20 protein-coding genes are annotated in these 21,538 nt (G+C 44.6%); 17 read left to right on the forward strand and 3 right to left on the reverse strand.

All coding sequences use genetic code 11. From position 1 onward, the window contains the following. Nucleotides 1-51 precede the first annotated feature (51 nt). Both pdxR and MHB46_RS23805 read left to right on the forward strand, forming a co-directional pair. Nucleotides 52-1,527 (forward strand): MocR-like pyridoxine biosynthesis transcription factor PdxR, encoded by a 1,476-nt coding sequence (gene pdxR / locus MHB46_RS23800; protein WP_341163613.1) that lies wholly within the window; start codon nucleotides 52-54, stop codon nucleotides 1,525-1,527. Nucleotides 1,528-1,615: 88 nt separating this feature from the next. Beyond that, nucleotides 1,616-1,846: a hypothetical protein gene (locus tag MHB46_RS23805; protein ID WP_081112406.1), complete on the forward strand. Its 231-nt coding sequence runs from the start codon at nucleotides 1,616-1,618 to the stop codon at nucleotides 1,844-1,846. A gap of 57 nt (nucleotides 1,847-1,903) precedes the next feature. Here the strand turns inward: MHB46_RS23805 and MHB46_RS23810 are convergent, their stop codons facing one another. Continuing rightward, a complete protein-coding gene (locus MHB46_RS23810; RefSeq protein WP_341163614.1) occupies nucleotides 1,904-3,784 on the reverse strand; it encodes a S8 family peptidase in 1,881 nt (626 codons plus the stop codon). Nucleotides 3,785-3,970: 186 nt separating this feature from the next. Between MHB46_RS23810 and MHB46_RS23815 the strand changes: the two genes are divergently transcribed. From MHB46_RS23815 to thiI, 6 genes are all read left to right on the forward strand, one after another. Further along, nucleotides 3,971-4,477 carry a YpuI family protein gene (locus MHB46_RS23815; protein WP_016821571.1) on the forward strand — a complete coding sequence of 169 codons (507 nt, stop codon included), beginning with the start codon at nucleotides 3,971-3,973 and terminating at the stop codon, nucleotides 4,475-4,477. A 187-nt stretch (nucleotides 4,478-4,664) separates the two neighbouring features. Beyond that, nucleotides 4,665-4,892 (forward strand): DUF1540 domain-containing protein, encoded by a 228-nt coding sequence (locus MHB46_RS23820; RefSeq protein ID WP_013311120.1) that lies wholly within the window; start codon nucleotides 4,665-4,667, stop codon nucleotides 4,890-4,892. A gap of 44 nt (nucleotides 4,893-4,936) precedes the next feature. Further along, nucleotides 4,937-5,329 (forward strand): hypothetical protein, encoded by a 393-nt coding sequence (locus MHB46_RS23825; protein ID WP_341163615.1) that lies wholly within the window; start codon nucleotides 4,937-4,939, stop codon nucleotides 5,327-5,329. A gap of 220 nt (nucleotides 5,330-5,549) precedes the next feature. Then, nucleotides 5,550-6,242, forward strand: coding sequence for a lytic transglycosylase domain-containing protein (locus MHB46_RS23830; RefSeq protein WP_341163616.1), 693 nt, complete (start codon nucleotides 5,550-5,552; stop codon nucleotides 6,240-6,242). 157 nt (nucleotides 6,243-6,399) lie between these two features. After that, on the forward strand, nucleotides 6,400-7,548 hold the full coding sequence (locus MHB46_RS23835) for a cysteine desulfurase family protein (RefSeq protein WP_341163617.1): 1,149 nt from the start codon (nucleotides 6,400-6,402) through the stop codon (nucleotides 7,546-7,548). Between the two features lies 1 nt (nucleotide 7,549). Further along, nucleotides 7,550-8,776, forward strand: a complete 1,227-nt coding sequence (gene thiI, locus MHB46_RS23840) for a tRNA uracil 4-sulfurtransferase ThiI (protein ID WP_341163618.1) — start codon at nucleotides 7,550-7,552, stop codon at nucleotides 8,774-8,776. A gap of 68 nt (nucleotides 8,777-8,844) precedes the next feature. Here the strand turns inward: thiI and MHB46_RS23845 are convergent, their stop codons facing one another. Continuing rightward, a complete protein-coding gene (locus MHB46_RS23845) occupies nucleotides 8,845-9,540 on the reverse strand; it encodes a TerC family protein (protein ID WP_025722107.1) in 696 nt (231 codons plus the stop codon). Nucleotides 9,541-9,757: 217 nt separating this feature from the next. On the opposite strand from MHB46_RS23845, the gene MHB46_RS23850 reads away from it, so the two are divergent. The 5 genes from MHB46_RS23850 to MHB46_RS23870 all read left to right on the forward strand — a co-directional run bounded on the left by MHB46_RS23850 (nucleotide 9,758) and on the right by MHB46_RS23870 (nucleotide 16,024). Next, nucleotides 9,758-10,417: a TerC family protein gene (locus MHB46_RS23850; RefSeq protein ID WP_254325269.1), complete on the forward strand. Its 660-nt coding sequence runs from the start codon at nucleotides 9,758-9,760 to the stop codon at nucleotides 10,415-10,417. A gap of 160 nt (nucleotides 10,418-10,577) precedes the next feature. Beyond that, nucleotides 10,578-11,069 carry a hypothetical protein gene (locus MHB46_RS23855; RefSeq protein ID WP_103049630.1) on the forward strand — a complete coding sequence of 164 codons (492 nt, stop codon included), beginning with the start codon at nucleotides 10,578-10,580 and terminating at the stop codon, nucleotides 11,067-11,069. Nucleotides 11,070-11,361: 292 nt separating this feature from the next. Continuing rightward, a complete protein-coding gene (gene typA, locus MHB46_RS23860; protein WP_061828529.1) occupies nucleotides 11,362-13,203 on the forward strand; it encodes a translational GTPase TypA in 1,842 nt (613 codons plus the stop codon). A 125-nt stretch (nucleotides 13,204-13,328) separates the two neighbouring features. Beyond that, nucleotides 13,329-14,390 carry an LCP family protein gene (locus tag MHB46_RS23865; RefSeq protein WP_341163619.1) on the forward strand — a complete coding sequence of 354 codons (1,062 nt, stop codon included), beginning with the start codon at nucleotides 13,329-13,331 and terminating at the stop codon, nucleotides 14,388-14,390. Between the two features lie 302 nt (nucleotides 14,391-14,692). Then, nucleotides 14,693-16,024, forward strand: a complete 1,332-nt coding sequence (locus MHB46_RS23870; protein ID WP_023989462.1) for a PhoH family protein — start codon at nucleotides 14,693-14,695, stop codon at nucleotides 16,022-16,024. 99 nt (nucleotides 16,025-16,123) lie between these two features. Here the strand turns inward: MHB46_RS23870 and MHB46_RS23875 are convergent, their stop codons facing one another. Then, on the reverse strand, nucleotides 16,124-17,209 hold the full coding sequence (locus MHB46_RS23875; protein WP_341163620.1) for a coiled-coil domain-containing protein: 1,086 nt from the start codon (nucleotides 17,207-17,209) through the stop codon (nucleotides 16,124-16,126). Between the two features lie 297 nt (nucleotides 17,210-17,506). Between MHB46_RS23875 and MHB46_RS23880 the strand changes: the two genes are divergently transcribed. The 4 genes from MHB46_RS23880 (at nucleotide 17,507) to MHB46_RS23895 (ending at nucleotide 21,491) form a co-directional block, all read left to right on the forward strand. Beyond that, complete coding sequence (locus MHB46_RS23880; RefSeq protein ID WP_254325272.1) at nucleotides 17,507-18,157, forward strand: RsfA family transcriptional regulator; 651 nt, start codon at nucleotides 17,507-17,509, stop codon at nucleotides 18,155-18,157. 126 nt (nucleotides 18,158-18,283) lie between these two features. Beyond that, nucleotides 18,284-19,243: a ketopantoate reductase family protein gene (locus MHB46_RS23885; RefSeq protein ID WP_341163621.1), complete on the forward strand. Its 960-nt coding sequence runs from the start codon at nucleotides 18,284-18,286 to the stop codon at nucleotides 19,241-19,243. A gap of 4 nt (nucleotides 19,244-19,247) precedes the next feature. Beyond that, a complete protein-coding gene (locus tag MHB46_RS23890; protein WP_341163622.1) occupies nucleotides 19,248-19,637 on the forward strand; it encodes a DUF3397 domain-containing protein in 390 nt (129 codons plus the stop codon). Between the two features lie 153 nt (nucleotides 19,638-19,790). Continuing rightward, nucleotides 19,791-21,491, forward strand: a complete 1,701-nt coding sequence (locus MHB46_RS23895; RefSeq protein ID WP_165178388.1) for a peptide ABC transporter substrate-binding protein — start codon at nucleotides 19,791-19,793, stop codon at nucleotides 21,489-21,491. The last annotated feature ends 47 nt before the right edge of the window (nucleotides 21,492-21,538 follow it).

Raw genomic sequence — 21,538 nt, forward strand, 5'->3', positions numbered from 1 at the left:
TAACAGTAAACGTCTAAATGTAACAGTTGATTTTTGGAGGGGACAGTTCCGATGCATATTGATCTCAGCCGCAATAGCAGTGTCAAATTATATTTACAGATTGCCAAAACATTAGCAGATCGCATCCAGTCTGGATTGCTGCCTCAGGGCACAAAGCTTCCGTCTGTCCGTCATCTGTCCAGCCTACTTGCGGTAAGTCCCGTAACTGTAAGCAAGGCGTATGCTGAGCTGGAGTCTATTCATTTGGTTACCTGTACACAGGGAAAAGGTTGCTATGTAGCAGAGCCTTCGGTAGCTGTTCAACGAGATGGAGCGCAGGATTTGTCATGGCAAATGTCGCTGATCGATTATTTGCCGCGCGCACAGCTATGGAGAAACTTTAACCATAGCAGACAGGTTCCCTATTCTTTTCATATAGCAGCAATTCAACCGGAGCTTCTTCCTACACGCGAAATCATTGCTGATACTCAACGTCTATCCTCTGGAAATCCCGATGCAATGGCAGCATATGGGACTTTTGAAGGTGATTTAGCGCTGAGGGAAGTGTTTGTAGATCACTTGAACGAACGCAGTATATGCACAGTGGCAGAACAGCTACTCGTAACCAGTGGTGCCCAACAGGGGATTGACTTGGTGGCACGTACTTTTGTTGGTTCTGGAGATGTTGTCTACATGGAGGCTCCTACATATACGGGGGCCATTGATGTGTTTACCAGTCGTGGTGCCAAAGTAATTATGATTCCGATGGATGAGCAGGGCATGCGGATCGATATCCTCACACGTCTTTGCGACACTCATCCCCCAAAACTGATCTACACGATACCCACTTTTCATAATCCTACCGGAGTAACTTTAACGATGGCCAGACGCACACAATTACTGGATCTAGCTCAAAGTTACCATTGTCTCATTGTTGAAGATGATCCATTTTCCGACCTTTATTATAGAACAAAGCCGCCACTCTCTATCAAGGCGCATGATCAGTCTGGACATGTGATATATATCAAAAGCTTTAGCAAAACCGTTGCTCCCGGCTGCCGTATAGCTTGTGTAGCGGCCACGGGCAGTGTAATGGATCGTTTGGTGGCTGCCAAGTCTACTACAGATTTGGGGAGCCCTCTATTAACGCAAAAAGCGCTACTGCCCTTTATCAAGAACCGACTTGATCAGCATCTTGTTTGGTTGCGGGAACAAATGCGGGATCGGTTGACAGTCGCATTGCACACGCTCCAGCGCTATGCTCCGCCAGAGGTCAGCTGGTATGCTCCCGAAGGCGGCCTAAATGTGTGGATTAAGCTTCCTCCTAATGTGGATATTCCAGAATTGGAGCGGCTGGCTGACCGAGAAGGCGTTTCCTTTTTACCTGGGGCAGTATGCTATGCAGGTGGTATGGACAGTAATCATATCCGTATTTCTTTTTCGTATGCGGACAAGGAAACACTTAAAACAGGTCTTCACAAACTGTGCCGTTTGTTGGGTGAACTGCTTGATCGTTCGGTCATTGTTGAGCGGAAGCCTATTTTATAAGGGATATTTGTATTAGGGGGTAAACATCCAAGCACAGCACCTGCCTTCTTAATATGCTGTACTAATTCACCGAAAGGAGTTGCACATTATGAGTCATTGCCCTTACGACCCGATCGTGTGCCCACCGATCCAATTTGTAAATCATCAATTTTTCCCACAAGTCGTGCCTGTGGTTCATCCGATTGAAATTGTAAATCAGACGCACATTGTACCTGTGCCTCATCACGTATTTCCGGTGAGTATAAAGGATCCTGGAGAACCTTGCTGTCATACTCGCAGCCATGGCAAGCGTTCTGTTCGCAGCAGTTCCAAGCGTTAATAAAGCCCAAAAAAGCAGCCATGGAGCAACATGGCTGCTTTTTTCCAATAAGGAATCTTACGTTTCCAGTTTCTTTAAAATTGATTTTAACTTGTCACTTAAATGCTGTGGATAGAATTGCAAAGGAACATATGGACGTTGTGCTGCTTTCAACGCTTTATACACGTCAATTTGACCATACCCGAAATATTTGTCATGCCCTGGTGTGCCCAAGTCAATTACGCTGCTTCTCATTAATTCCATTACCTCTTTGTTGGTCAGATCGGGGTTAATGGATCGAATCAGTGCAGCAAGCGCTGATACATGGGGACTGGCCATTGAAGTGCCTGACAGTGCAGCATATTGATTTCCTGGGTACGTACTGGCGATACTTGCACCTGGAGCCATGACGTCTACATAATCTCCATAGTTAGAAAAGGATGCACGGTGCATAGAAGAATCTGTAGCGGAAACGGCAAATACTTCTGGATACGCTGCTGGATAGCCAGGTCGTTCCGTATTGTCATTACCTGTGGCTGCAACTAATACGACATCTTTATCATAGGCGTATTTGATCGCATCATGCAAAAATTCAGCTTGTGCGTAATTGCCCAGACTTAAATTGATGACCTTGGCCCCATGATCAGCTGCCCATATAATACCTTCTGCAACCGAGTAAGTCGTACCGGAGCCGGATTGGTCAAGTACCTTAATCGGCATGACTTTGTTGTACCATGTCATGCCAGCGACCCCCTCACCATTATTCACGAGGGCAGAAATGATGCCAGCGACGTGCGTTCCGTGACCGACGTCATCATAAGGCTTTTCAGACGGATTTACCACGTTATGACCTGAAAGGATTTGACCTTTTAGGTCGGGGTGATCCAAATCTACTCCCGTATCTACGACAGCGACAATTACGTCCTTGCTGCCTTTGCTTAATTTCCAACCCCGGTTGGTTTCAGTAGCCGGCAGATTCCATTGATAGCGGGAAAAGAGCAAATCATTGGGGATAGAGCTGTCCGCTTTGATAGGTGTTTTCTCATTGGTTAGATACATATAGTGAGGCTCAGTATAAAGCGGGTTCCACTTTCTTGAAAAATATTGCTTTAGTTCCTTGAAGTTCATCTTATCCGAATGAAATACATAGGTATAACCAAGCTTGCGGCCTGGCGCACAGTGTAAATCTGCTGCAATTTCCTGCAACTGTCGTGAATCAGGATTGTGACGGAAGCGAACGACAATTTCGTTTTCGAAATAATGGCTTGCATTTTCGTTGTCATGGCCCATCTTGACAGTAATATCGTGCAATGTGTCGGGATGTACGGATTCGATTTTGTAGCTGCCTTCTTTTGGATAGGGAATCAAACGCAAATTCTTCCGCTGATGCTTCTCCACGTCACGCAATACTTGCTGACTGACCAGGGCAGCAACGCCGCATGTTCCGTCAGCCGATGGTTCTGCCATGACAAAATATTTACCGCCTTCAGCCTGAAATGCAGCAGATTCGTAGGATTTATTTTGCATGACGGAACGGCGAGCCGCAGCCAAGCTGCTTTTGATTTGAGGATGACTGAGCAGACGAGTTTGTGCTTTGCTGCCCGTATAGGTGCTCGTGTTCCCGTCGCGTGTGTGAATCCACAGTAACGTATGAAGATGACTGTGCGATTGCTGCAGTGTGCGAGTAAACTGTCTTTTCTGATCAGCAGTTTTACCATCAAGCTCCCGCATCACGTATTGAATATCCTGCCTTGCATCCATGCGTGTGAGGGTATCCGTAGCCGACAGGTCCAAAGCCAACATTCCTTTTTTGAGCTGCTTCTCTTGTTGCGGAACCATCTTGGCCGTATATTCGGGCTGCGGTGTATGGCGGTGATCACGGGAAGGCAGCATCAGTGTGATGAGAAGCACCCCGGCAGCTGCTCCGAGCAGGGGGTTTAACCATTTTCGCCGAGACATGGGACCGTCCTCCTTGAGTATTCATAAATTTATGGTTTAGCGTGAGGAGGTTGGCATGTTTTTATACCTTTCAATGCTCATTTGTGGTAGGATAAATACTGAAAATTACAGCTCTTTCGGTTAGAAGGGACTATTTTCGGGTAACCAAATTGATGAACAAGCAACAAATAAGGGGGAGCTGCCTTGATGTCAGCAGTCAACGTACAAAAATTATGTGAGTCGGCGCAGGAGAGACTGAAAACTGCCGTGAAACGGGTGGAAACATTCCTCAATGAGCATGCTCTGCCGCAACTTGCTGTAGATGGCAATGAGGAGTCCGTACTTTTTTACAAAGGCTTTTTGTCGGATCTCCGTCATGTCCTTGTTTTTTCCGAAGTATCTTATGAAAAGCTGGGTGTGGCTTTACGCCGTGCCAATTTTGACGTCGATTTTGCGGAAAAGGCATTGTATAACGTTTACCATGACTGCGTGAACAGCTTTTTTTATCCCAAAAATGAATCTTACGCAGAGGATGGACGCTATGCGTATACGGGACAAGATGCTATTCGCTTCCGTAAAACGCCAGTGCCAGCCGCTCGCGAAGTGATCATGGACATTACGAAAAATTTTGAAGAATTGCGTGATGATCTGACTTATTATGAAAGTGACTATTTGACTCAGCGCCGGATGCAGACTCGACGTACTCATGCCTAAAGCATTCAACGGGGAAGATCATTTCTAATCAAAAACTAAAACAAGACAAGCAAGCCGTTTTCTACTTGCTTCCTGCCATTTTGGAGGAGGTGAAGGAAACGGCTTTTTTCGTATGTCACCAACTGCCATATACCATGAACGCATAGGTGCAGGGTAGCGGGGGGACAATGAATCCGAGGTGATGATCATGAGCCAAGAGGCCAAGCCAATCGTTAAGTGTAGCGTAGCCAATTGCCATTATTGGGGAGAAAACAACTTGTGCAAGGCAGATTTGATCATGATTGAAGTTGATGGTCATGCCGGTAAGAAATTTAAAGAAGAATATGCGGGAGAAAGCTTCAGTTCAGAAGAACGTGATAAGGCTGCCACGTCAGCCGCAACCTGTTGCCACACTTTTAAGCCGAAGTCCGTGTAAATTTTATTACGCGATTCATTTCGCATTTGGAGGTGCAGTTTATTATGGAAGATCATGAAAATGACAAGCATCAGAGTAAAGAGCATGTTAGCCGCGAACGTGTAGATTACCCCCGTCACATTCATGAACGATCTGCCAAGCGCCGTAATGATCGTGAGGAATATGCAGCAGAGGTTGCTCCCGGCTCAGCTGTGACTCGACATGAGGTTAAGGGTGAAGAGCAGGTTATAAACAATAGTGGCCGTATTTCTGGCTATATTGGTCTGGCTGCAGGAATTGCCTCATTGTTTATGTGGTCAATTGTGCTGGGACCTATTGCTGCAGTTTTAGGTTTTTATGCTTATGTGAATGGCAGCAAAACGACCGGCATTTGGTCGATTGGTCTGGGAGCGCTGGCGACATTGAGTTATTTTGCTTTTATCCCGTTCGTTCGTTGACCCTACTGGAGAACAAGCTCAGTTTTCTTTTGTATATCCAAGAAAAATCATCTTAGTGATATAATTACATTAAAGCTGATCTATAAAGCTCCGCTGTCTTTTCGACAGAAACGGAGCTTTTTTCATCAAAAGGTATGGAAGTACATAGTAAAAAGTTGTATCATAGCAGTAATGACAAGCTATTTGGGATATAACAACTATAGAAAGTTGGGAACGCCACATGCAAATTGATCCGCGCGTGTCCAAGTCCATGTTAGACATGCAGCTGTTAAATAATATGAGTGCTACAACCCAGACGGGTACAACGGACGCTTTTTCCGGATTACTGGAACAAGTAGGTCAGTTGGAAACAGATGGTGCTGTGACACGAGAAAATTCAAGTGATGTTACCAGAGACGAAAACGGTTTGCTATGGCTTCAATTGGGACCTTCGAGGGGGACGGCTTCGTCATTGTACCCCGCTCCTTCCAGCACAGCAACAGACGGACCCACAACACCTACAGCATATGATGATTTGATTAACGAGGCTAGCCAGAAATACGGCGTTCCAGTAGCGTTGATTAAAGCGGTTATTGATACGGAATCTTCGTTTAATCCGTCGGTCACTTCTTCGGCCGGAGCCAAAGGGCTTATGCAGCTTATGGATGCTACGGCTCAAGGCCTGGGAGTCAGCGACCCATATGATCCTGTTCAAAATATTGATGCCGGTGTTCGTTATTTGTCCTACCAGATTAAACGATTTAACGGACAAGAAAATATGGCGCTGGCTGCATATAATGCAGGTCCCGGACGAGTGCAGCGGCTTGGTGTAAATAGTGATGAACAGTTAATGGCTGTACTGGACAAGCTTCCGGTGGAAACGCAAAGATATATTACCAAAATTCAAAAGGCACGTGAAAAATATACGATCTAAGCCCTATAGCTTACAACGAAAAAAGTGCGTAATTTCAATTAGATTAGGTCCGCAGACAGGATCAATATGGGGAAAGGGTGTCGCTATAATGTAGCGGCCTTTCCCTGTTTTGGTCTTTTTTTGTTGCAGCAGTTATAGAGCGGAAAAGGGGAGTGCAATGAAATATTTTGATTATGCCGCGACAACTCCGCCTTTTGAAGAGGTGATTACAACAGTTGCCGAGGTCATGAGACGCCACTACGGGAATCCATCCTCGATGCATCGATATGGAGAGGATGCGGATAAGTTGCTTAAGCGTTCGCGCGAAGTATGTGCTGCGGCTTTGGGAGTGTATCCATCAGAGATTGTCTTCACATCTGGGGCAACGGAAAGCAACAATCTTGCTATCAAGGGAGCAGCTTTGCAGTATCAGACCAGAGGCAAGCATATTGTTACTGTATCGACAGAGCACCCGTCTGTGTATGAAGCTTGCAGACAACTGACAAATCTGGGCTTTGAGGTTACATTTTTACCTGTCGATGCAGAAGGGCATGTGAGCGCCGAACAGGTTTGTGCCGCTGTCCGTAAAGATACGATTTTAGTCAGTATCATGCATGTCAATAATGAGACGGGAAGGGTGCAACCGTTGCATGATATCGGAGTTGCGCTGAAGAAACAGTTCCCCCGTGTACTATTTCATATTGACGGTGTACAGGGGTTTGGAAAGCTACCGGTTGATATCCGGGGATGGCAGGCTGATCTGTACAGTCTCTCTGCGCATAAGTTGCGTGGACCCAAAGGTGCTGGACTACTATTCGTTCGGGAAGGTGTAGAGCTTTTCCCACTGCATAGTGGCGGCTCTCAGGAGCAGGGTTTTCGTGCAGGTACGGAAAATGTACCGGTGCTTGTCGGTATGTCTAAGGCGATACGGTTGGCGGGCGAACGGCAAGTAGAGACAGCACGCCGTATGACCGAGTGGAGAGAACGGGTGGTCGCAGAGGTGAAGACACTCCCTCAACTGCGGCTGAACAGCGGGGAAGAAGCGCCACATATTGTCCACTTTTCGTATCCGGGCATGAAAGCCGAGGTAATGCTGCATACGCTGGAGCAACTGGGTGTGGTAGTATCCACCAAATCGGCTTGCTCTTCTAAATTGGCTGAACCCAGTCGGGTGCTGCTGGCGATGGGATGCAATGAGGCGGAAGCGTCTGGCGGCATTCGTATCAGCTTCGGTGATGAACATACGGAACAGGATATCGATGAGCTTATACTTGCACTGCGAAAGGCTGTAGCCAAGCTGGAATCCCTTGAAAGGTGGAAACGTTAAAATGCACTATGATATGCTGTTACTTCGCTTCGGTGAATTTACATTAAAAGGGAAGAATCGGACTCGTTTTGAAAAGGCTGTACTGAATCACGTGAAGCTGCTGCTCAAACCCTTTCCCGGTGCTTCTTTGCGGAAGGAATTTGGACGGATTTATGTGGTTCTCGGTGGAGAACCTTATGAACAGATCATTCAGGTGTTACAAAAAGTGTTTGGCATCACGACAATAAGTCCTGTCAAAATGGCTCCTGTCGAGCTGGGTGCTATCATTGAGACCGCTGTAGCTTTGATGGTTGAGCTGAATGTGACCGAGGGAACGACGTTCAAGGTAAATGCCCGCAGAGTATGGAAGGAGTTTGCTCATTCCTCACAAGAGATGAATCATTTAATTGGTTCTCCTATATTGCGAGAGTTTCAAGCGTTGAGGGTCGATGTACATCAACCAGATATTGAGTTACGTGTGGAGGTTAGAGAGCAGGCGGCCTATATATTCAGCGATGTTATTATGGCTGTAGGGGGCTTTCCGTTAGGAACGAACGGTAAAGCTATGCTGCTGCTGTCTGGTGGAATTGACAGCCCGGTAGCAGGATGGTCTTCCATGCGTAGAGGATTGGAAATCGAATGTGTACATTTTTATAGCTATCCATTTACAAGTGAGCGTGCGAAAGAAAAGGTTATTGATTTGGCAAGGGTATTAGCAGGCTATGCGGGTCGGATCAAAATCCACCTTGTCCCGTTTACAGAGGTGCAGACGGCCTTTACGCGCACTGGACAGGATAATCTGATTATTACGCTAATGAGACGGTCTATGCTGCGAATTGCAACGATGCTGGCTGAGCGTGAAGGAGCACTGGCACTCGTGACAGGCGACAGTCTGGGGCAAGTCGCTAGTCAAACGTTATCCAGCATGAATGTGATTGGCCGTTCGACAGAATTACCATTGCTGCGACCTCTCGTAATGATGGATAAACAGGAGATCACGGAAATCGCAAAGCAGATTGGCACCTACGATCTATCGATACTCCCCTATGAGGATTGCTGCACATTGTTTGTTCCTAAATCCCCAACGACCAATCCAAATTTGTGGGTTGTTCAAAAGATTGAAGCCTCTATTCGGGATTTAAATGTGTTGATTGAACAGGCTGTGGCTACAACGGAGACGCTTGTCCTGGAGGCAGGCGGAGCTATAGAGGGGCGCAAAGAGGAAGTTATACAGGAAGATTGGTTTTAAAAAAAAGGCAGACCCGCCAGCTATTTTGGGTCTGCCTTTTTTTTAGTTAAAACAGTTTTTGAATGATTTTAGACGGCTTTTTCTCGACTCGACACTGCTCTGCGATTTTGAAGATATCCTGTGAGCAAAATACCTGCCATGACTGCGGCAATAAACAAGATACGCAGCGCAGGGTGCTCAGTAAAGTAGGGTTCCAGCTTACGTTCTTCAGTAATCATATTAGAGGCTGTATAACCAAGCACAGCCGATCCTAAATAGATAATCCAAGGGAATTTATTGATCAACTTGATAAAAAGAGTGCTTCCCCATACAACGATCGGTACGCTGATTAATAGTCCCAGCACTACAAGGAGCAAATGCTGCTGGGCCGCGCCAGCAACAGCAATCACGTTGTCCAGACCCATAGCCGCATCGGCTACAACAATCGTGCGGATAGCACCCCATAACGTTGTTCCCGCTTTGACTTCGGTATGGTCCTCCTGGTCTACGAGCAACTTATACGCGATCCAGACTAACATGACACCCCCGATGAGTAACAACCATGGTACTTGAAGCAACCAGAGTACCACAATGGTGGCTGCTATGCGAATGAGAAGGGCACCACCGGTACCGTACAGTATCGCTTTTTTTTGCGTTGCAGGAGGCAGCTTTCTGGCGGCAAGTCCAATTACAATCGCATTATCTCCTGCGAGCAGAAGGTCAATAAATATCACATTAAGCAGTAGCCAAAAGAACTGAAGTCCGGACATATCAATCGTTCTCATCTCCCTGATTAAACATCCTAAAATCATTGTATGTTGTTTATTTTAATACCCGTTTTTCGGAAATACGATTCATTATATTGCTGTTTGTTATTGATTTCAAGGTCTTTGCTCAACAAATTTGACATCAATTTTTAATAAATGATGACTTATTTGACAAGGCTTATAAGCATAGCCTCGTCCTATTTCGCATACAAGTAGGATGGGGGTGTTTGTACACATGGAGCATATCATTTTGCTGTTGAAAATATTAATGATTAATTTGGTGTTAAGCGGTGATAATGCAGTTGTTATAGCCATGGCGAGCAAAAACTTGCCTGCAAGGCAGCGGAGTCAAGCTATATGGTGGGGTGCAGTCGGTGCAGTCCTCCTGCGCTGTGTTTTGACTTTTGTAGCTGTCATTTTGCTGGGCGTACCCTTTATTCAGGCGGCAGGCGGTCTACTTCTGTTATGGATTGCGTTTAAGCTGCTTTATGAGAATGAGGATCATGTGGGAGTAAGAGCAGAAACAACCATATGGAAGGCTATACAGGTGATTCTGGTAGCGGACTTTGTGATGAGTCTAGATAATGTATTAGCTATTGCAGCCCTAGCAGATGGGGATATCGCCATTATTGTCATTGGTATTGCCATTAGCATTCCAATTGTCGTCTGGGGCAGCAACGTGATTGCGATCTGGCTTCATCGGTTCCCTGTACTTGTTTTGCTCGGATCTGCAATCCTGGCTTTTACGGCAGGAGAAATGCTACTGCGTGATCCCCGATTGGGTGTATGGTTAGCAGGTACGGGAGAGCTTATACATGCATGGTTACCGGGACTCTTGGCAACAGCAGTTGTCGTTGCAGGTATATATCGTCAGTTACGAGCTCGCCATATTTGAACGTAGTTTTTTTGGAAAACATCGGCTAAAATAGACATAGAGTTTTTGCAAATGCCAGGTTTACTCGGTTTTTGTAAAGACTCTATATTCACAAAAATATACTTAAAAACAATCACATTAAGAGACCTAAAAACAAATTCAGCAAACAAAGGAGACCACGATGAATTCCGGAAAAGAGCGTATGATCGGAGTGGGCATTGTTGCCGTAGGACTGATTATTTTGTTGGGGAAACTGGGGGCGTTCTCCTTTTTGGGACGAAACTTTTGGCCTTTGCTGTTTTTAATACCTGGAATCGTACTGCATGCAATGTACATGAAGCGTAAAGTTTCACCCTTTATGTTGCTGCCGGCAGGGATTTTGTCGGTTTATGGCTTCTTATTTTTGCTCTGCAATATTTGGGGCTGGCATTTAATGGCCTATTTATGGCCTTTGTTACTTCTAGGTGTGGCGATTGGATTATGGGAGTATGCCATTAATGATATTTCGCTTTCTCGCAATGTATATACAGGGGGCGTAATATTGGGCTTGGTATCGGTGCTTTTATTGGTTATTACCTCCCTAAGAACGGGTATCATATATGTTATTGCAGTTTTACTGATTGGCGCTGGAATCTGGTTGGTCCTAAACAACCGTGGCAAACGCAAAAGGTAAACCGGCAAGCTGTGAGATTTTATGGCGGTAAATTACGGAACAGGCAATAATGTCTTGCTTTATGACATATTTCAACTATAATATAATGGATATGATAAGAGCGTCGGAATGATTTCTGACGCTTATTTTAAGGTTTTCACGCGAATCGGAGAGAGAAGCTGTCTGTACAAAGCCTGAAACATATAGAAGGCTGGCAGGGAGTGGGCCTAAAGAACGATTGTTAGCCTTGAATCAGCACTGCTTCAGGATAGAGACACTATTTTGATATACGGAAAGGATATGGATACAAACCATGCATGCTAGAGAAAACATTCGCAATATTGCGATTATTGCCCACGTCGACCACGGAAAAACGACGCTTGTCGACAAGCTGCTTCAACAGTCCGGAACATTTAGAGAACACGAGGCTGTTCAGGAGCGCGCCATGGACTCCAACGATCTGGAGCGTGAACGCGGTATTACGATTTTGGCTAAAAATACAGCTATCACTTACAAAGATTATCTGATTAACATTGTAGATACACCGGGACACGCCGACTTTGGTGGCGAAGTGGAACGGATTATGAAAATGGTTGACGGTGTTTTGCTCGTCGTTGATGCTTACGAAGGTTGCATGCCGCAAACGAAATTCGTACTGCGTAAAGCGCTGGAGCAAAATCTGACGCCAATCGTTGTAGTAAACAAAATTGACCGTCCGGCAGCTCGTCCGGCAGAAGTTATTGACGAAGTACTGGATCTGTTCATCGAGTTGGGTGCGAATGACGAGCAATTGGAATTCCCTGTTGTGTACGCTTCGGCGCTGAACGGAACATCCAGCATGGATGCTGAAAAGCAAGACGATAACATGCAAGCATTGTACGAAACAGTTGTAGAGCACATTCCGGCTCCAACTGAGAAAGTAGATGAGCCTCTTCAATTCCTCGTAACACTGATGGACTATAACGAATACCTTGGCCGAATTGCAGTAGGTCGTGTAAACCGCGGTATCATCAAGCAGGGGCAAGCAGTCACAGTTATGCAGCGTGATGGTAGTAGTAAATCAGCGCGTATTGAGAAACTTTTCGGCTTCCAAGGTCTGAAACGTATTGAAACTGACCAAGCGGGCGCTGGTGACATTGTGGCAATTGCGGGAATTAAAGATATCAACATTGGTGAAACCATTGCTGATCCAAATCATCCTGAAGCATTGCCTGTACTGAAGATTGATGAACCAACGCTGCAAATGACCTTCCTGGTTAACAACAGCCCATTCGCAGGTCGCGATGGTAAGTGGGTAACATCCCGTAAATTGCGTGAGCGTCTTCTGAAAGAACTCGAAACGGATGTCAGCTTACGTGTTGATGAAACAGATAGCCCGGACGCCTTTATTGTATCCGGACGTGGTGAGTTGCATCTGGGTATCCTGATTGAAAACATGCGTCGTGAAGGTTACGAACTGCAAGTGTCCAAGCCGGAAGTTATCGTCAAGGAAATTGACGGTAAGAAAATGGAGCCAATCGAACGTCTCCTTATTGATATTCCGGAAGAAAGCATGGGCGCGGTTATGGAAAGTTTGGGCTCCCGTAAAGCCGAAATGGTTAACATGATTAATAACGGCACCGGACAGGTTCGCTTGGAATTCTTGATCCCTGCACGTGGTCTGATCGGCTACACTACAAACTTCCTGACTTTGACTCGTGGTTATGGCGTAATGAACCATGCGTTTGACAGCTATGGACCATTTGTTGGCGGTCAAGTAGGTGGACGTCATCAGGGTGTACTCGTATCAACGGAAAACGGCAGCTCTACTTTTTATGGTATGCTGGGCGTGGAAGACCGCGGTATTTTGTTCCTGGAGCCAGGTACTGAAATCTATGAGGGTATGATCGTTGGGGAGCACACACGTGATAACGACATCGTCGTTAACATTTGTAAAGAAAAACAACTGACAAACGTTCGTTCAGCAACAAAAGACGATACAGTTAAACTGAAAACACCTGTCATCTTCTCTTTGGAGCAGGCGCTCGAATATCTGAATGATGATGAGTATTGCGAAATTACACCTAACGCTATCCGTTTGCGTAAAAAGATCTTGAACAAAGGTGAACGCGAGCGTGCGGAGAAACAACGTAAAACAGCACAAGCAAATATGTAATTGATTGGATTGGTCTTTGGCCACAGCGGCGACGCCCGGGAACGGGATGCGCCGCTGTGTGTGTTTTAGGATTGTAAACTTGGAGAAAGCTATATTTCTCAAAACGCAGGAAAAGGTGTTGAAGCATGAGTAATCTTTCGAACGGATTGCCTCCCCGGACACAAAGCGGGAAAAAATCCGCCAAACCGAAAAAAACGAAAAAGAAAAAAAGCTTTTTCAGATCGTTTATGAAGTTTGTCTTGTTTCTGCTTATTATAGGTATTTTGGCAGCAGGTGGTTATACCTACTATCTTTACAATCAGGTAGAGGAAGTTTTGGATACGGGGATCAACAAGGAAGTACCCAAAACACAATTGGCAGAAGCTAAGCCTTTGACTATCTTATTGCTAGGAACCGATTACCGCCCTGATCATCCGACTTATTTGTCCGACGTTATTATGGTAGCTACATTGAACCCCAATACTAAATCGTCTACCATCGTGTCCTTACCGCGCGATACGCGTCTAGAAATGGATGGATATAAACCTCGCAAGTTGAATGAGTATTATCCGGTGTTTAAGGCTAGAGAGAAAGAATCTGGCGAAGTTGCTGAAGAACAAATGAAGAAGATGATTGGAAAATATTTAAACATTGATATTGATTATGTGACGGTTATTAACTTCCAGGGCTTTAGAGATGTAGTAGATAATTTGGGTGGCGTAGATGTGACGGTTGATAAAAACATGTGTTATCGTGACCGTGCAGATGGTACCGATATTAACCTGACAGTTGGAGCCAAGCATTTGAACGGTGATCAGGCTCTTGATTTTGTTCGCTACCGCAAATCTAATTGTCGTCCGAGAACAGCTGAATCTGACGATTTTGATCGTAATCGTCGACAAAATCAGGTGCTTCATTCCCTAATTGACCAAATGCAATCCTTTAACGCTTTGACCAAGTTTAGTGCAATTATTAAATCGGTTGATAAGAATATGATGACAGATATCGAGTCACAGCAAATGAAAAATATCGTACAAACCTATTGGGATATTTCCAAGCAAAATGTGAAATACAATCCGGTAGCAGGAACGTGGCGTAGCCCGTATGTGTACATTGATGAGCAACAGCTCGATTTGGCCAAGCAAGCGCTCCAAGAGGAATTAGCTAAAAAAGCAAGCGACAATACCGCAGCTTCTTCCAATTCCTGAGTATGTATCTTTCTTCCCACTTATGTTATACTCGCAGCGAGTAAAGCTCTTATATAACATAAGGGGGTTGAGGTATGTCTAAAGTTATAGTGAACCAAGTCTAGGTCCAGTGAGCAATCACTGGGCCTTTTGTGTCTAATTTCAAAAATGGACAGGCTCAGAGGCTATCTTCACTTACAACTTTTCGTTGTTTTATGCTGCTTTGGGGTTCTTTTTTCAGGGAATCAGCAAGTATTAGGTACCCGGTGAATAGGTATAGGTATGAAACACGAGATTGTCCACGCCGCTTTGGAGGGGATTTAATGAAGAAAATTTTTGTGCTGGATACGAATGTGCTGCTGCATGATCCGAAAGCCATATTTACCTTCAAAGAACATGAAGTTGTTATTCCAGCTGTAGTTCTGGAAGAAATCGACTCCAAAAAACGCAACGCGGATGAGATTGGACGGAATGCCCGCAATGTATCGCGATTGTTGGACGGATTGAGAGAAGTGGGTCATCTGCATAGTGGCGTTCCACTTCCCCAAGGTGGAAGGCTTAAGGTTGAGTTAAACCACCGAAGTTTTTTGAAAGTTCAGGAGATGTTCGGGGAGGTTTCGAACGATAACCGGATTTTAGCGGTTGCCTTGAATTATCATCTGGAAGAGCAGGAGCAGCCTGAACCACGTTCGGTCGTTTTGGTCAGTAAAGATGTGCTGGTCAGGATCAAGGCAGATGTATTGGGACTGCTGACCGAAGACTACCTATCCGATAGAACAGGCGATCTAAGTGAGCTATATCCCGGATACTCGGCAATACAGGTGCACCCGTCCATCATAGATGAATTTTACTCTAACCGTTTTTTACCAATCAAGCCACTGGAACTACCTTATACGCTGTATCCACATGAATTTGTCATTCTGAAAGATGAAATGGGAACTGGAAAATCAGCTTTGCTGAAAGTAAATCAGGAGGCAGAGCGATTAGAGCCGCTGTACTTAAGTAACGAATCGGTGTGGGGAATCAGCGCGCGTAATGCTCAACAGCGGATGGCATTGGAGCTTTTGCTTAATGACGATATCCCCCTCGTGACCATTACAGGAAAAGCGGGTACGGGCAAAACGCTGCTGGCGCTGGCGGCAGGCTTGCTTAAGGTAGAGGATGAACATCGCTTCAAGAAACTGCTGATTGCTCGGCCTGTTGTTCCTATGGGTAAGGATATTGGTTATTTACCGGGAGAAAAGGATGAAAAACTTCGCCCGTGGATGCAACCAATCTACGACAATCTAGAGTATCTGTTTGATGCCAAAAAATCAGGTGATATCGACAAAATTTTGATGGGCTTGGGCAGTATTCAGGTGGAGGCACTTACTTATATTCGCGGGCGTTCGATACCTGGGCAATTTATTATAGTCGATGAGGCGCAAAACTTATCCCGACATGAGATCAAAACGATTGTGTCCCGGGTGGGTGAGGGAAGCAAGATTATTTTGATGGGAGACCCGGAGCAGATTGATCACCCATATCTGGATGCAGCCAGCAACGGTTTAACCTATGTAGTGGAGCGGTTTAAGCAAGAAGGGATTAGCGGGCATATTATGTTGGAAAAAGGAGAACGCTCCAAGCTTGCGCAGTTGGCAGCCGATCTGCTATAAAATCCCTATCGTTATGACAATAATAAAGACCTCGGGAATATCCCGGGGTCTCTTGTTTTGTACACGTAAAAATTCAGAACAATGAAAGTGAGCAAAAGCTTATTTAAAGTTTAATTCGAGCTTAACTTCAAGCATTCCTGCTAAAGTGCGTACTTCTGTGGCTTTGACATAGGAAATAAGCTGCTGTGGGTAGAAACCTAGATCAAAATCTTTTTCCAGCTTGTTGCGGGTCGTATCAGGTAGTTCCAGACCATTAAATACCAATCGATCTACATGAAATAAAATTGCATTTTTCGGTTCATTTTCTACCGTGTAGTGACCCTCTACTCTTAATTTCATCGTTCCCTGCTGACCTTCTACCATAATTCGATCCTGTGCAAATGTAAAGTTGAAGTGATTAAACAATTCATTTTCTGACTTTAAAAAACGGTTAAAGTCCTCTTCGCGAATGCTTATCGTAATCACTTTTCCATTTGTAACCATAGCACCTTGTTGTTGTTGAATGAATTGCGGTAAATCCTGCATAGCTTGAGCTAATGCTTTAAAGTGCTTATTTACCTCGTAGACACCTACATTCTCCCAATAAGCTGTCATTTCGCCAATAAGCTTGCGTAGGGTATCCGGGTCATTACTGGCGTTAACGCCGTCATTTACACGCGACTGAAGCAGGATAATGCGTTTGCGTTGTGCCAGTAAGTTTGTTTTGACTGTTTCCAATTCCATTGAGGCTTGGGTGACTTGTTGTTCTGTTTTTCGCATAGATTGATAATTGGATTCATATTCTTGAAGCACATCCTGATCGTGACTAATCAATAATAAGTAGTAATCGTACAGAGAGAGAAGCTGCCTTATACTTTTCGCCCCTAGCACTACACTCAACAGCTTGTCCCTTTCTCCCATATAATACGATCGCAGCACAGAACCTGCACGCTTCCGTTGTATGGTCATTTGCTCTTGCTGAACGGTGAGATTACTTCGCAATTCCCGCTGACGCTGCATAAGAGTCTGCTGCTCTTGACTGATTCGCTCAATTTCATGGTCTATCTCTACAATCGACAGGCTATCTTGTAAAATCTGATTTTCTTCATGGGAGGGAGCGGCCAGAGTAGGACGTACATATATGAAAGTTAGCATCATGATAGTGGTCAGCAGGGTGCTGATTGTGATTTTTATTCGTTTGTTCATTTGGTTTCCCCTTTTATGTATTCCCGAAAAAAACTAATGGTAATGTATATGATCCTTTCTGTTTCTTTAACCATTCATTTTATTGTACAGCAGTCTGAGCATGCTTGAAACCCGAAACTGTTTACGTTCACGTATGAGTTCTTGCAGAAATGGAAATACAATTTAGTATCAAATAGATTCTATGAACTCTACGAGAGGCATAGGAATGAATAAACAGCTTTTATACCCTATTCAAATACCGGCAAGATCGGTTCATGAAGACGGTTATTTCAGGATGTTGTTAGGAGGGCTAGAGGCATGACTGCAATAAGACAAGATGCATGGAGTGTGGAAGATGACTTGATATTGGCGGAGGTGACATTGCGGCATATCCGTGAAGGTGGGACGCAGCTCGCTGCGTTTGAGGAGGTTGGTCAAAAAATCGGAAGAACCTCTGCAGCATGCGGCTTTCGTTGGAACAGCTGCGTGCGCAAACGTTATGATGAAGCGATTAGCATTGCCAAAGCACAGCGCCAGAAGCGCAGTTATATCCGTAAGCAGAACCCGGTAGGTGTATCACAGGTTGCGGCTTTTGCCTCGCTTGATACAGTCGAAGGTGGGTACAGAACGGATGGTACGAGTGAGGATACGTTATCTATTGATGCAGTAATTCGCTTCTTGCGTCAATGGAAGGGATCTGTCCAGGAAACGAATCGGCAGATTAAGATGCTGGAGAAAGATTTACGGGAAAAGGAAGAAGAATTGAATCAGCTTCGCTCCATTAATGACCGGCTGTCCAAAGAAGTGAATGAGGTGCAAACCGACTATCGTGTTGTGAATGATGATTATAAAGCTCTGATTCAGATTATGGACCGGGCTCGGCGCTTGGCTTTAATCACTGATGATGAGGAAGAGCTTAAATCCAGATTCAAAATGGACGCCAATGGGAATCTGGAGCGCATTGAGTAACAAGATTACTTCTGCAATATTGAAATAAAACGTCAACTAGCGCTTTGCTGTAGTTGGCGTTTTTTGTATTTCTTTAGAGTGCATATGATATAGTAGAAAAAAAGATGGAAGCGAGACGATACAAAGGTGATTGATATTATTGGAGCGGGTTCGCTGGGATTGTTGTTTGCCGGGAGGTTGTCTGCCTCAGGTACAAAAGTAAGGCTGTGGACGCGTACACTTGAGCAGGCACGCATCATTGCTCGTGAAGGGATTACTGTGTTTGATAAGGAGGGACAGACGGCAGTACATGTGTCCGGGAATAAATTGAAGGTAGCTCCATTGGCAGATTGGCAACGGTTAAATTCACAGGCTCCGGCACGATGGATAATGCTTATGACCAAACAGGGGGCGATTGAGGAAGTATTAGAACAGATCCAGCCTGCAGCTCAAATGGATAGAGATACAGGAATTGTTTGCTTGCAGAATGGAATCGGCCATATAGAACGCATTAGAAAGGCTTGGCCTAAAGCTGTAATATACCCTGCTGTGACGACTGAAGGAGCCAAGAGGCAGGGAGTAGCATCTATTGTACATGCAGGATCGGGTGTTACTGAAATAGGATGTTCGGAGGAAGAGGAGGAGTCGAAGAACAATAGTTTTAATCAATGTGTGCTAAATCGGCTGGTTGCAGCAGGATTTGACGCTTGCTTGTCGAAAGAAATCGAGAACGGTATGTATCGCAAGTTGTTGATCAATGCTGTGATCAATCCGCTGACGGCGTTATGGCGAGTTCGTAATGGCGAGCTGCTTTCGGACCCTATTCGAATACATATGATGCGCAGGCTGTACGATGAAGGCATTCAAGTGTATGAAGCTCATGGTATCCACTGGGAAAACGCATGGTGGGAGCAAATTATGAATGTATGCCGGGCAACGGCAGAGAATCACTCGTCCATGCTAGCTGATGTACTTGCACAGTCCATGACAGAAGTTGCTTCCATTAACGGACAACTGGTGCAGATGGCAGATCGGGCTGGAGTTACTGCACCAACTCATGAGGTATTGTGGCAATTAATTGAAGGCATGCGGCTAAAAGAGGGGTGATCAGTTGAGTCTTATACAAGGTACTATTATCACTTTCAGTATTCTTCCCTTTTTTCCGTTTTTGATCGTGTTTGCGGTTTGTCGCTACATTCTTAAAGTGGAAAAAAAGAAATCGTTACTTACTTCTATGGATATTACCACGTTTTTTCTGATATTTTCCGTCGCAGCACTCTTTAACGTCATTTTTACATCTCGATTCGGTTTTTATTTGATTCTACTGCTCCTATTACTGGCCTTGGGTTTAATTGGAGGAGCTCAAAATCGAATAAAAGGGAAGGTTGATGGTAAAAGATTATGTAGAGCGGTCTGGAGATTAACTTTTATGGCGATGACATTGGCGTATATTTTGTTGACTGTAGTTGGTATATTTAAGAATATATTCAACACCATGTGATATAAGGTGACATGAAAAGGTGAAAAAATATGAATTAATCATGTTTTTTTGAAAAAAAAGCTCAATTTGAAGAAATGTAATGTAGATTTTTTTGACCGCTGGTTGTATAATCTATAAACATATACCACTTTAGAACTAGGGGGAAAACGCTAGATGAAAAGGAAAAGCTTTTTAGTCCTTTTGACACTCATTCTTGCAGTTGGCGCACTGCTCGCAGGTTGCGGCGGCAAGAACGATACCAATGGTAAGGGCGCACAAGAAAACACCTCGACTACGCCGGCTGCGGCCGACAAGCAAATTTTGCGCATTAACCTTGCATCCGAGCCGCCAACGTTCGATCCGGCACAAGCTCAGGATAGTCAAACTAACACGGTTCTGAAAACTTTGTATGAAGGTCTCGTACGTATGGGTCCTGACGGCAAAGAAATCCCTGGCGTAGCTGAATCTTGGAAGATTTCCGATGACGGCAAAACCTATACGTTCAAGCTTCGTGATACTGCAAAATGGAGTAATGGCGACCCAGTCAAAGCAAGCGACTTCGTATTTGCTTGGCAACGGGTATTGGATCCTTCCACGGCTCCTGCACCTCCATATGCTTACCAATTGTACTATATCAAAAATGCTGAGGGTTACAACCTGAGCACTTCCAAATCTTTTAAAGGCACTAAAGTTACAGACTTTAAAGATGTAGGTGTTAAAGCTGTTGACGATCATACATTGCAAGTAGAGCTGGAGCACCCAACTCCTTACTTCTTGGGATTGACTTCTTTCTACACTTTCTATCCTGTAAATCCTTCTGTTAAAGGTAATGATAAGTGGGCTGTTAAGAAAGATAGCATGATCACTAACGGACCTTACACATTAACGACTTGGGACAGCGGTCAAAAGATCGAAGTAACCAAGAGTGAAAACTATTGGGGTAAAGATGAGATCAAGCTGAACAAAATTACGATGTCCCTTGTAAATAGCGGTGCAACAGAGCTGGCTTCTTATAGAAGTGGACAACTCGATTACGCAGGTATGCCAAACGGTGAAATTCCTACCGACCAAATTCCGGCTGTGAAAAAAGAACTGCCTAACGAATTTAAGGCAAAAGGGATTGCAAGTACGTACTACTATCTGTTTAATGTAACTGAAAAACCATTTAACAATGTTAAAATCCGTAAAGCGTTTGCGATGGCTATTGAACGCCAACCAATCGTTGAAAGAGTAACATTGGGCGGTCAAATTCCTGCATACGGCTTTGTACCTCCAGGTATCAAAGGAGTATCTCAAGAATTCCGCACTGAGAATAAAGATGATTACTTCAAAGAAGATTTCACTGAAGCGAAAAAATTGCTTCAAGAAGGTATGAAGGAAGAAGGCGTAACTACACTTCCTCCGGTAACATTGCTGTATAACTCCAGTGAGAGTCACCAAAAGATTGCTTTGGCAGTTGCTGATATGTGGAAGAAAAACCTTGGCGTTGACATCAAAACCCAAAACCAAGAGTGGGGCGTATTTATCCAAACACGTAACAAGCTGAATTTCCAAATCGCTCGTGGTGGATGGTCTGCTGACTATAATGATCCAATGACATTCCTGGATATGTGGACAACAGGCAATGGCAACAACAATGCAGGTTATGCTAACCCAGCATACGATGCTTTGATTGAAGCAGCTAAGAAAGAAACTGATCCAGCAAAACGTATGGAAGATTTTGCAAAAGCGGAGAAAATTCTGGTTCAAGATGATATGGTAATGCTTCCGATCTACTACTACTCAAATGTTTCTTTAACAAAACCGAATGTAAAAGACATTGGGCTTGACTTTAGTGGAGCAGTTGATTTCACAAGAGCGTATATTACACAGTAACTGAAGCTCGATTCTGAAGTTTGATAGTTACTTCGGGATATATATGT

Source organism: Paenibacillus sp. FSL H7-0703, from assembly GCF_038003485.1.
Taxonomy (GTDB): Bacteria; Bacillota; Bacilli; order Paenibacillales; family Paenibacillaceae; genus Paenibacillus; species Paenibacillus polymyxa_B.